Raw genomic sequence first — 12222 nt, forward strand, 5'->3', positions numbered from 1 at the left:
ACCAGCTATTGACGCGAAATTTGCCTTGAATTAAGAAAAACTATCAAGCTAGAGATATATTATAAAAAATTTTATCGATATTTCAATTTGTTAGCTATCTCTTAAACCGAGTTCAGGTTAACGAGGGCTACTCACTTTACTTTTCATTTCATTATCTGCAAATACCGCCTCAGTTGTCACCTGTACTTGATTACGCCCTTGTTGTTTCGCTTTATATAAGGCTATATCAGCTTGACGTACCAATTGTTCAATAGTAATTGTTGTATTCTGAACAGGTACAACTGTGGCACTGCCAGCACTGATCGTAACAACATCTGATGCCGATGAAAAATTATGATCAATAGCAAGTGAGGCTACAGCAGAACACACTGCTTCACCTAATCGTTCTGCACCATGACAATCTGTATTGGGCAAAATTAAAATAAACTCTTCGCCACCATAACGTGCAATGAGGTCACCAACTCGATTTAACTTACTTTGTACTTCAGCTGCAATTCTTTTTAAACAATCATCACCCGCCTGATGACCATAATTATCGTTATAAGCCTTAAAGTAATCAACATCTAACATGATCACAGTCAATGGTTGCTCTTCACGTCGTAATCGTAACCATACTTCTTGCAAGTAAGCATCACCACGACGGCGATTAGCCACATTAGTTAAACCATCTCGATCTGCTAAATTTTGCAATTCTTCATTAAGCTCTTCTAATCTAGCTGTACGTTTAGCAACTTTTGCTTCCAATGTATGAGAATATTCCTGTACTTGCTCGTAAAGACGCGCATTCTCTATTGCTACAGAAGCTTGAGCCGCCAATAAACGAATAATTTCCACTCGTTCTTCAGTAAATACGCCACTGGTTAAATTATTTTCCAGATACAACACACCTTCAAATCGTTCTCGCTTAATTGGTACACATAATACTGATCGTGCACACTGTGCAACAATATAAGGATCACGAGTAAATTCTCCCTTATGCGCTGCTTCGTGCAGTACTAATGCCTTACCTGAAAAGAAAATTTTGTTGATCAAAGCAATGGGCAAAGGAAACCTACTACCGTTGCTTGTTGGCAAGTACATATGATCAGGCACATCCATAGTTGGCAAGCCAGTTTCAGGTAACTTAACAGCCTCAACAATAAATTTATCTTCGCGTCTTACCACTAAACATCCCCACTGTGCGCTTGAGTTTTCAAGTAAAATAGACATTGTTTTTTGCAATAAACGATCTAATACTATTTCACCTGAAATTTCTCGAGAGGCTTTCATCACGGATGCGAGATCTAAATTAGATATATCCGTTTCTTTAGTAGAATGAAAAGCTTGTTCTGTTAATTCTTGCAATATAGGGTATTCTTTAAGTAACCACTTAACCTTGGCTTTTGCTCCCCAACGCTCATAAATGCGATGAGCGGCCCGTAAATATCCTTCTGCTGATTTTTTCTGCCCTTGTGCGAGAAGATGGCATGCCGCACGTTCACAGGCAGTAGCTTCGTCATGCAAAAACCCGCTCTTTTTTGCAGCTTCGATGGCGGCATTATAATGGTGTAATGCAAGATCAAAATGCCCTTTAATACGCTCCAATTCAGCAGTCATAAGGTACTGTAAGTGACGGAAATTATCTTCACAATTATCAGCCCAACGTGTCATACGAGCAAGGTCACGATACAAGCGCGCTAATACGTGTGGCTGCTCATCAAGGCTTATGTCAGGATAATGATGTGTTAACGTCAAGTTGGCCACAAGGTAATAACGTGTCAACTGTGGCAACGACATGGCAGATTTAATCAGTGGATCTTGTGCATGAATAAACTGCAACGCTCGATCATAATCACCATACAAAAAACAAGCCTCTGCATTATAAATATTATGATTAGCTATGCCTGTCATAAACTGACGTTGCTGCATGCCATCAAAGCATTTCTGCGAATCAAACTGACTATCACTCAAACTAGTCTCAGCATGAGTTTTTCCTAATAAATTACGTTGTAACTGTAAAAAAAGCGTACCTGAGTCTAACGAATCTTGATAGGCACACTCTCGAACAATTTCCATATTCTCACTATGGAGACGTTCTGCAGTTTCTATGTCTAACGTAGGATCCCATATTACACAGTCTTGTGCACTATAGGCTAAATAAAGCAAATCACCTGATTGATATCCGGCTTCAATCCCCTTAAGAAATAAGGGTGTAAGTGTCGTCCAATGGTTACTCCAATGATGAACGAACATAGCATAAACATAAATAACTCGTGAACGCAGTGTCAAATCGTCAAGGCGCTCATTAATTGCTAAACCGACTTTACCGTATTGATAACCTAACGCAGGTTCATCGAGTTCACCGCACAACAACATGCCATAAGCGGCATAATTAAACGCTGATTCAGGACAGTTTCCATGGCGTAATGACAAATTAACAGACTTTATCACCAGGTAAGGAAACAAATTACCAGCCCCTGAGAGAAAAGCAGCAGGAAAAATCTCCATCAACAATCGCATGGCAATCAAAATAGCGGGGTCTTGCACCGTTGGTGCATCAACTAACGAAGCAATACTTCTACCTGCAAGGTTTTCTTTAACAAGTTTTCGCTCTGCATCAATATCAGCCAGTGTTGGTTGGTCAGTAAACTCTATATTTAACAGGGCTAAACCTTGAATAGCCGCCACAATAGACTCATCCATCCGTCCTAATGTTGCATATTGACGCGTGCGAGTAGCTAAAATATCACTACGTTGCACGTTTGAATTAGCGTGTACAAGTAGTAACTCGATCCAGCTTTCTGCTTTTTCAATAATACCCGTAAGGTAATAACACTGCTGAATTTCACTGGCCAGTGTTGTCATTAATTCAGGGGTTTCTTTCCACGGATTTTCGGGAAGTAATTTCTCAACTAGCAACAAATAAGTAAGCGCCGCTTTATAAGCAGTCGCATTTTTAGCTCGTTGACCTGCCCTAAGGTTAAGTTCAGCCAAGCCCAACCTCTCCTTGGGAGAGTCAATGAACTCAATCCCTTGGTTAAGGTGACCTACAATATCACTAAGGCATTCACTGGGAACGTCACCATCTATTTGTAAAAGCAGTAATCGACCAATAGACAAGTGTACTTGGGGCAATTGCTCAATATCAATCAGCTGATAAGCAGCTTGTTGTACCTTATCATGTTGAAAACGATAACTCAGTTCAAAATCTAACGCATCTTTATAACCACTGACTAAACGATAATCACTGTGCAGCGGTTGTATTGTGTATTGCTTGAGTGCTGGTAATAAGGCCGCAGCAGTATCCGCAACAGAATGCTGATAAATTGCAGCCAATGTTTGTAAATCGAAACATGCACCAATACAGGCAGCTAATTGTAATACTTGTTGTGTTTCCTTTGACAATTCCCGCAAATTATCCAACATAAAACTAACGGAATCGTCACTAACATCGGCCCAGTTTACCCTGTCAATATTCCAATGCCAGTAGCCACTCTTTGTGTTTGCACTGATTGCGCCTTGCTTATGCAAATAGCGTAAAAGTTCATTGGTGAAAAAAGGGTTACCCTTAGCTTTATTGTATAGTAATTCAGTCAGTGCATAAGGTTCATCTTTATCACAGCATAAACTATCAGCCACCAGCTCAGAAACAGCTTCTTTATCCAAGGGCTCTACAGGTAAATAATCAATATTATTTTGATTTTTCAAGGTCTCTAATAAGGTGGAAAGCGGATGCCCAGGTACAACTTCATTACTACGGTAAGCCGCAATTAATAATAAATGAGTTTGTTCTCTTGAAGTTACGATACGTCGTAATAACTCCAACGTAGGTGCGTCACTCCAGTGCAAATCATCAAGAAATAATACTACTGGATGCCCCTCGCCAGCCAATACCTGTAAAAATGCTGCCAACACTAAATGCTGACGATTGCGCGCTTCTGCAGGTGGTAATTGAGGTACAGGTGGTTGTTTACCAATAATTAATTCAAGTTCAGGTACCAGATCTAAAACCAAACTTGCATTAGGTGACAGTAGCGTTTGCAAATTCCAACGCCATTGATCAAGTTGTTGTTCAGATAGTTGCAATAACTGTTGTACTAAAGCACGATAGGTTGCAGCAAGAGCTGAATAAGCTTCTCCTTGCTGAAATTGATCAAATTTACTTTGTACCAAAAATCCCCGTTCACGTACTTGAAAACGATCTATTTCATTCACTAATACAGATTTACCAACACCAGAATAACCATGCACCAAACAAAATCGCGTTTGACCATTAACCGCTTGCTCAAATAAATTGACCAATTGTTCTAGTTCACACTCTCGACCATAAAGCTTCTGTGGCACTAAAAACTTTTGTACTACGCCCTTTTCTCCCAAAACAAAGGGGTCAATAGTTTCCCCCAACGCTAAATAATCAGCACAATGTGTTAAATCATGTTTTAAGCTTTCACAATTTTGATACCTTTCTTCTGGGCATTTAGCCAACAACTTAAGTACAATACTTGAAATAACCTCTGGAAGTTGAGGTACTAACGTATTGGGTGATGGGGGTAAACGACAAATATGGGTATAAACCCAATCCAGTGCATCCTTTGCTTCAAAAGGACGTTGGCCCGTTAATAGCTCAAACATCAGTATACCAAGAGAGTAATAATCTGAACGGTAATCTACATCACGGTTCATGCGCCCAGTTTGTTCAGGCGACATATAAGGCAATGTTTCTTCTGATTGTTTAGGTAGTTGCGTTGATTGTAGCTCTTGATCAAGTTCAGAGGCAAAAGCCAAACCAGCAAGTGCAATATCGCCATTAATCGTATTAATCAATACGTGTTGCGATGACAATGCTTTGTGCACTATATCTTGTTGATGCATACGGCCTAATGTATTGATTAGGCTTAAACTAATTTCTAACACCTGTGCTAATGGCAGCCCATGCCCTCCTGATTGAGCCAGCACTTGCTGCAATGTGCAATCATATAAATCAGTCACTAACACTAAATTTCCGCTGCCGTGCGGAAGTACATTGTGAATTTTTCGTATACCAGGAATTGCACTTAATTCTTGTGTAATAAAGGCTTCACGACGAAGCGCTGCCACCAAATTACGCTCAGGATATTGTGCATCTATTGTTTCTAATGAACAAACAGCATCATCAACAAGGTTATGTGCTCGATACACTATTCGTCCTGTTGTTTGCCAGAGCACAGGGCCAATAGTATAATCGGGTAATCGTAAAGTGCTTTTCACCTAATTTATAAACTCACATTTTAGTATTCCCATTTGTTTATATATCAAACAATTGAGAAAACGTTTTAAGAAAGTCTTCCTTGGCAGTATCACGTAGCGGCTCACCATGTCCGCACAACGCATGCTTAAAGGGTAAAGCTTTTAGTCGAATAAAATCGGCTGCTGCTGGTGCTGCAGCTTGTAACCACACAGGCCCTACATTCGCAGGAGTAAAAAAGCCCATTTGCTGCATTCTTTCAGTTGAACTATCACAAAAATGCTCATCAGGTGCTAACCAGTTTTGTAACGCATCACAAGCAATGGCAATACCACCTTCACGCTGTAAACATAAGATCGCTTCTGGAATTTGAGTCGTTTCAAATTGAAATAAACTAGCATCACTAATCGGTAATTTGGCCTCAGGTGACAACTCAGTTACTTTAACAGTAGAGTCATTGACTAAACCGGGCATAGCCCAATACTGAGCCTGATAACGGTCAACATAAAAAGCGTCATCACGACCATGCAAAGCCCCTAAACGAATAACATCAGTGACTGTACCAAGCTGCTCTAGCTCAGCCAGTGCTTCTTCGTTCAAACGTACGCTATTGATAATAATGAGTCGTTCACCTTCACGAACAATTACCATGTTTCGGCTAAACTGCCAATCTAACTCCATTAAAACGGTTTCCATAGAGCCACTGACAAAAAATATATCATCAAATACTTTTCTTATGGGTCCATGAGCAAGCGCTTGTGGGTATTGATTAGGTGATAAATTTTCCAAGGTCTAATCCTCATTCATGGTAATAATTAAAACGACCAACATAACAATACTCTACTGCATATTCATTTAAAAAACTATTGAGATATGCCTCTTGAATAGAATTAAGACGATAATGCTTAATATCATCAATTGTTTCTTGATTATTACTACTATCTAAACGTTGTAAATGAAACAATGTCATATCTTTACCCCCAAAAAAACCTTTTAAATATTCATGGTGAGGACGTGCATTAGACATATCAAAAACAAAGCCCTTTAGCGCAGTATACAGGGGGTATTTTGTTAATAATGCTTCATTAAAAATGGGATACTCACCTTCAGGCGGTGAAAACAAGGGATAATCTTTTGGCTTGAGAACGGGGTGAATTTTAAGCTGTTCAATATAGTTTTTATCTAAATTCGCTTTTATGGCTCCATCTAATAAAATATTTAGATAACGTCTACTTGGTAAACAGCGATTATCAATAAAGTCAGGCATACCAACATAGGTTAACGCAGAGATAAATTGAGATTGTTTAGATGCATCATCATCAACTTTTACATCAAGGGTTATTCGATCATACCCATAACCGTAGGCCTCTGCGGCGTCTAAAAGCTCAAGGGCATCGTCTGAAAGTTCATGTAAAATACCCAGCACCAAATCTTGGGGATTATCTGTGCGTTCAATGTTACCCACTCCGCCTTCATTTCGAAAAAAGTGTTGAACATTAAAACGTAAACGCCACCCCTGTAATACAGCCGACTTAGAGCTAAGCGGCACCACACCTTTAGCCTTCAGTGATGCAATGCTCATGTTTGAACCAAAACCAAAATAATGAAACATAATAAATATGGGCTATATTTTTAAAGTGAAAACGGTAACGTTATACCATGTGTATTATAGATCTGACAAACACAGGCCATAAATATAATCATCAATATATTTACCTTTAAGCATTGAGTTTTGTTTCAAACACCCTTCTCGTAAAAAACCTGCTTTTTCTAGGACTTTATATGAACCAATATTGTTTGATGAACATGTAGCAACTAATTTATTCAAATGAAGCGTTGTAAAGGCATACTGCTTAATAAGGCTTAACGCCTCAGAAGCCAAACCTTTACCGTGGGCTTCCATTTTGAGTAAATATCCCACTTCAGCTACCTTTGTTTGATGATTAGTGATTTTTAAACCAATACTACCAATTTTTTCCCCTGACTCAATCTGATCAATAGCGAAACTCAACCATTGCTCTGATTTGTCATTCCATGGTTGTATGCGTTCTTCAAAACGTTGTTTTGTTTCTTCTATCGTAAATGGCTCGTAAACATGTGCCATTATTTTAGGGCAGGTATTCAGTTGTTTAAATAATTCCCAATCAAACTTATCTAAAAAACGAAGTTTTACTTTACTACCTGATATTTGCACAAAACTACCGTTAGGCTAACGAGCCTGTTGAATGTTTAAGAGAATAACGCCACTTCTTCCGTGGTTAGTTCACGCCATTCACCTGGTACTAAGTCTCCCAATTCAATACCACCTATTTGCTCACGATGTAAGCCAACGACTCTATTACCTACTGCCGCAAACATGCGTTTAACTTGGTGATATTTGCCTTCGGTAATCGTAAGTAATACTTCATTGGTTGCCTCGTTCGATTCTTTAGCGGATAAGTCATCATCCATAACTAACGCTAAAACTGCAGGTCGAGTTAATGAAGATTCACCTTGCAGTTGTAGTCCTTCTTTAAACTGTTCAATCAATTCAACCGATTTGTCTGCACAAATAGCATCTCTAAGCCACACTCGATAGGTTTTTTGGCATGCTTTTTTAGGTGAAATAACATTATGTGACCATCGCCCATCATCCGTAATCAATACTAAGCCTGTGGTATCTGCATCTAATCGACCCGCTATATGTAAATCAAATGCTTTGTCCACATCAATAAAATTCAACACAGACGGATAAATTTCATCAACATTTGAGCAAATAGAATCAACCACTTTGTGTAACATAAAATATCGCGACGTTCGTGCCGTTAACACTTGCCCATCAATTGTGATGGTATTATTTTCATGTACCTGCATCGCCGCATTTTTGGCAATTTCACCATTAACACGTACTTCACCACTTTTAAGTAACTTTTTTGCTTCGTTTCGTGTGAGTTCGGTACTTTTACAGATAAACTTATCTAAACGCATTTGTTTTCCAGAATACTAGCCCTATTAATTGATTACTTATTCTGCTTCAACCCAAAACCAATAGCCTTGATCAAGTAATGTCGCCATTAAGCTAATGAAATGCTTATTGTCTTGCCATGGTGCTAATTCAGAAGGCGTAACCACTATTTGATCACATAAAAGTTTAATCACTGGTGTTATTTCGCTAGCAAAAGAAATTTGCTCACCGTTAATATAACAAATACCTTCGTTTATCGTATCTTCAAAGTAAAATGCTCGCAAACCACCTAACCGTTTAATGGCATGAATACCTAATAACTCACTCACTTCTTCGTGCCCAAAAGGTTCATCACTTGGCATTAAATCAAGTTCATGCTTAGCCGTTGTTAAAAAGTTACCAACAAAGTTTTTAAATAATGTTTCATCATCAAGTAAATTCTGTAACTGACTTTTTATACTTTGATAATCTTCATTGGTTATTTCGCCACTATGTGAAATTGCTTTTCTGTTTGGATCTTCTAATAACTGGCCACCTAAATCATTATCAATAATATGATCAGCAAAACCACTTAATAAACTAATAGCAGAATTAGCACGAAACCCTACTGAAAAACTCATTGATGGCTCTAAAGCAGTACCTTCATGAGGATAGCCAGGTGGAATATATAAAATATCACCTGACTCAAGTTCTACATCAATAATCGCTTCAAACGGCTCTACATGCAATAAAGCTTCATGGGGAACAACTTCAGCATGCTGCCCTCTATCGCCTACACGCCAATGGCGCTTACCCGAGCCTTGACAAATAAATACATCATAATTATCAATATGAGGGCCAACACCTCCGCCTTCAGTCGCAAAACTAACCATTAAATCATCTAAACGCCAATGAGGAATAAAACGGAAAGGTTCAATGAGTTCAGCCGCTTCTTCTGAAAAGTTATCAAGCGCTTGAATCACTAGGGACCAATCTCGCTCACCTAAATGCTCATAACTTTCAAATGGTCCAAACTCAGCTTTCCATTGACCATTTATTTTAGATACCAAACGAGATTGCACCGCTTCTTCCATCGCTATCCCTGCAAATTCATCTGGCGAAATAGGATCGACAAAATCTTTAAAGCCTTGACGAATAACCACTGGCTTTTTCTGCCAATAAGTTGCTAAAAATTCATTCTGACTCATTTGGTTTAAATCTAAGTTATACATATTTTTCTCTAACGTTATTTATAAGGCTTTAAGCAACTGACATACCGGCAATTTTATGCCAAAAACCATTACATTCTTGCGTGCCATCTAATGGATAATTTGCTGGTGTTAATAACTGCTGTCTAAATTTATCAACTTGAGTAAAAGCAAGTTCACTATCACTACTAATACGCATTATATCAACACCCATATCATTTAACTGGGTTACTTCATTAATAAGATTATACTGGTATGCCGACATAGTTTGAATGCCATTTAGCACAAAAACTTGCTCCCCTTCACGGGAGTTCATTTTTCGACCTTGAGGGTATTTAATACAGCAATATTGGCAATCATCCTTAGGCCTATCTTCTGATCGAGCCGTAAAGCATCGAGCAGAATAGGCTAACGGTAAATACCCCCAAGAAAACACCTCACATTCAAATTGATCACGAATATGTTCATCTGTTGCTTGCTGTAAAATAGTTTTTAACCAGTCGCCTGAAAGCTCTACAGGCATTAACCAACGCATCATGCCTTGTTTAATTAATACTTTCAAAGTGGAGAGGTTATAACAGTTAATAGCAGGGCCTGCAACAAAAGGCATCTTTAAGTCATGCATTATTTGCACGGCACTTAAATCATTAGCCTCAACTAACAAATCACCGTTATCACACAATTTTTTTAATGTTACAATTTCCGCAGGTGATTCTAACAAGGTCATGGTTGAGATAACTATTTCTTTCTGGGTATCTTGCGCCAATTCGCGTCCCAGTGCTAACCAATCTTTTGCCTTTAATTCACGACGTTTTGAGCAAACAGTTTCGCCTAAATAAATAATATCAGCACTTGATGTTTTTGCTTGTTGATAAAACTGCTCAACATCATTTTTTGGCCAAAAAAACAAATTAGGCCCAAGAGAGAATTTCATAATATTTCCTAAATCTTAAAAGATCGATTACTGCCACTTTCTGTGATATGCACCTAACGTTGTTTGCGAACCTTCTGAAAGGTTAGCCAAGGTATTCATCCAGCTACCTTCTACTTGGTAAGTTTCGGGGCTTTGCTTATATCTATCAATTGCCATGCGCCAGGTTTTAGCAACTTGCTCGACATAGGCTGGGCTGCGTTGTCTGCCTTCAATTTTAACCGACACAATCCCCATAGCCATTAGTTCAGGAATCAATTCTAAGGTATTTAAACTGGTGGGCTCCTCTAACGCATGATAAACATCACCATCAACGTCAAAACGACCTTTACATAAAGTGGGGTAACCGGCATTTTCGCCTTCTTGATAACGGTCGATTAAAACATTATTTAAGCGAGACTCTAAACCTTGCTCTGTTTCCTGCCATCGTACATATTTTGCAGGTGAACAAGCCCCTACGGTATTAGGAGATTCCCCCGTCATATATGACGATAAATAACAACGTCCTTCTGCCATAATACATAAGCTACCAAACGCAAAAACTTCAAGAGGTACAGGGCTATTTTTAGCCAGTTGACGAACTTGTTGAACAGACAATACGCGGGGTAAAACAACGCGACCAACATCAAAATTATTTTTAAAAAATTTAATGGCTTCTAAGTTGGTTGTTGATGCTTGCACCGAAACGTGCCGTTCAATATCAGGATAAGTATTAGCGGCATAATCCAATATACCCAAATCGGCAATAATTAATGCATCAGCGCCAATAGATACCGCATTATCAACGGCTTTTTTCCAACGTTCTTCCCCACTTGCGTGAGCAAAAGTATTAATAGCAACGTGTAATTTTTTACCACGTTGATGTACATAATCAGCGGCTTTCGCTAACTTACCATCATTAAAATTAAGACCCGCAAAATGTCGGGCATTAGTATCATCTTTTAAACCAATATAAACCGCATCAGCACCATTATCTATGGCTGTTTTCAACGCAGGTAAATTACCTGCTGGACATAATAGCTCCACAAAAAAGCTCCAAAATTAGCTTCATAATTAACTAAACGTTAACAACATAAAATACGTGTCGATAGTCTAGGGTGTAATTGGCTTGTATTTATTGATATGAATTAAAGAAAACTTGATCTAGTGCAGCTAAATTTTAAACTTGGCTTGTTAGACTGCGATGATATGTATGTATAAGAGCTAGACTAAGAACGTGTTTAATTTACCCTCATTATCTCAAGCTGCTTTAAACCTAAAGCCAACTCAAAAGCTGCCTTTGCAATTACGTGCTCATATGATTGCTGTAATGCCAAAGATATTACGTCCTAGTTTACGTTTACTCCCTTTTAAGGCTCAAAAATCCATATTATTACCTGCTTTATCGTCGGTATTTCGCGAAGCATTAGAAGATGGTGATTTTGAATTTTTACAAGGTAAATGGTTAAAAATAGCCATAACAGATTTAGAATTAACTTGGTGGTTAAGTTTTAATAACAACAAACTTGTAATGGCATCAAAAGAAGAAATGCTCGCTAACAATCACAATGACGATGTAAGCTTTAGCGCTACAGGTGAAGATTTAGTGTTAATTGCTGGGCGTAAACAAGACCCCGACACCTTGTTTTTTCAACGTCGCTTAAAAATCGAAGGAGATACCGAACTAGGCTTAGAAGTTAAAAATTTAATTGATGCCATTGATATTGATCAACTCCCCAGTTCAGTACATTCTCTAGTTGATTTTAGTGCCAGCTTTTTACAAAACACACGGGATGAACTAAACCTTAAAAAAGGTTAACTAACCTGAACTCGGTCTAAGAGATAGTTAACAAATTAAAATACCAGTAAAAATTATTTTTGATATATCTCTAGCTTGATAGTTTTTCTTAATTCAAGGCAAATTTCGCGTCAATAGCTGGCCTATTGCAAGTAAATTTAACGCAGAAGTAAGGAAAAA

General features: G+C 38.4%; 9 protein-coding genes. 1 reads left to right on the forward strand and 8 read right to left on the reverse strand.

The annotated features are described in order from the left end of the window. Positions 1-117 precede the first annotated feature (117 nt). Genes ACE1OF_RS19135 through ubiU form a run of 8 tightly spaced genes read right to left on the reverse strand, consistent with a single transcriptional unit; the run spans position 118 to position 11291 of the window. Positions 118-5226 carry a diguanylate cyclase domain-containing protein gene (locus ACE1OF_RS19135; protein WP_448896456.1) on the reverse strand — a complete coding sequence of 1703 codons (5109 nt, stop codon included), beginning with the start codon at positions 5224-5226 and terminating at the stop codon, positions 118-120. A 37-nt stretch (positions 5227-5263) separates the two neighbouring features. Further along, positions 5264-5992, reverse strand: a complete 729-nt coding sequence (locus ACE1OF_RS19140; protein ID WP_448896457.1) for a hypothetical protein — start codon at positions 5990-5992, stop codon at positions 5264-5266. Between the two features lie 10 nt (positions 5993-6002). After that, positions 6003-6815, reverse strand: a complete 813-nt coding sequence (locus tag ACE1OF_RS19145) for a gamma-glutamylcyclotransferase family protein (RefSeq protein ID WP_448896459.1) — start codon at positions 6813-6815, stop codon at positions 6003-6005. Between the two features lie 54 nt (positions 6816-6869). Further along, entirely contained in the window at positions 6870-7397 is a 528-nt protein-coding gene (locus ACE1OF_RS19150; protein ID WP_448896461.1) for a GNAT family N-acetyltransferase, read from the reverse strand. A 35-nt stretch (positions 7398-7432) separates the two neighbouring features. Continuing rightward, positions 7433-8170, reverse strand: a complete 738-nt coding sequence (locus ACE1OF_RS19155) for a pseudouridine synthase (protein WP_448896463.1) — start codon at positions 8168-8170, stop codon at positions 7433-7435. Positions 8171-8206: 36 nt separating this feature from the next. Beyond that, positions 8207-9358, reverse strand: coding sequence for a ribosomal protein uL16 3-hydroxylase (locus tag ACE1OF_RS19160; RefSeq protein WP_448896465.1), 1152 nt, complete (start codon positions 9356-9358; stop codon positions 8207-8209). A gap of 28 nt (positions 9359-9386) precedes the next feature. Then, a complete protein-coding gene (locus tag ACE1OF_RS19165; RefSeq protein ID WP_448896466.1) occupies positions 9387-10268 on the reverse strand; it encodes a U32 family peptidase in 882 nt (293 codons plus the stop codon). 27 nt (positions 10269-10295) lie between these two features. After that, positions 10296-11291 carry a ubiquinone anaerobic biosynthesis protein UbiU gene (gene ubiU, locus ACE1OF_RS19170; RefSeq protein ID WP_448896467.1) on the reverse strand — a complete coding sequence of 332 codons (996 nt, stop codon included), beginning with the start codon at positions 11289-11291 and terminating at the stop codon, positions 10296-10298. 190 nt (positions 11292-11481) lie between these two features. Between ubiU and ubiT the strand changes: the two genes are divergently transcribed. Beyond that, positions 11482-12063 carry a ubiquinone anaerobic biosynthesis accessory factor UbiT gene (gene ubiT / locus ACE1OF_RS19175; RefSeq protein ID WP_448896469.1) on the forward strand — a complete coding sequence of 194 codons (582 nt, stop codon included), beginning with the start codon at positions 11482-11484 and terminating at the stop codon, positions 12061-12063. The last annotated feature ends 159 nt before the right edge of the window (positions 12064-12222 follow it).

It is taken from the genome of Colwellia sp. E150_009, from assembly GCF_053543955.1.

Excerpts from the sequence above, each read along its gene's own strand:
- ACE1OF_RS19145 (WP_448896459.1), bottom strand. The coding sequence starts at position 6,815 with ATGTTTCATTATTTTGGTTTTGGTTCAAACATGAGCATTGCATCACTG.
- ACE1OF_RS19155 (WP_448896463.1), bottom strand. The coding sequence starts at position 8,170 with ATGCGTTTAGATAAGTTTATCTGTAAAAGTACCGAACTCACACGAAAC.
- ACE1OF_RS19160 (WP_448896465.1), bottom strand. The coding sequence starts at position 9,358 with ATGTATAACTTAGATTTAAACCAAATGAGTCAGAATGAATTTTTAGCA.
- ACE1OF_RS19165 (WP_448896466.1), bottom strand. The coding sequence starts at position 10,268 with ATGAAATTCTCTCTTGGGCCTAATTTGTTTTTTTGGCCAAAAAATGAT.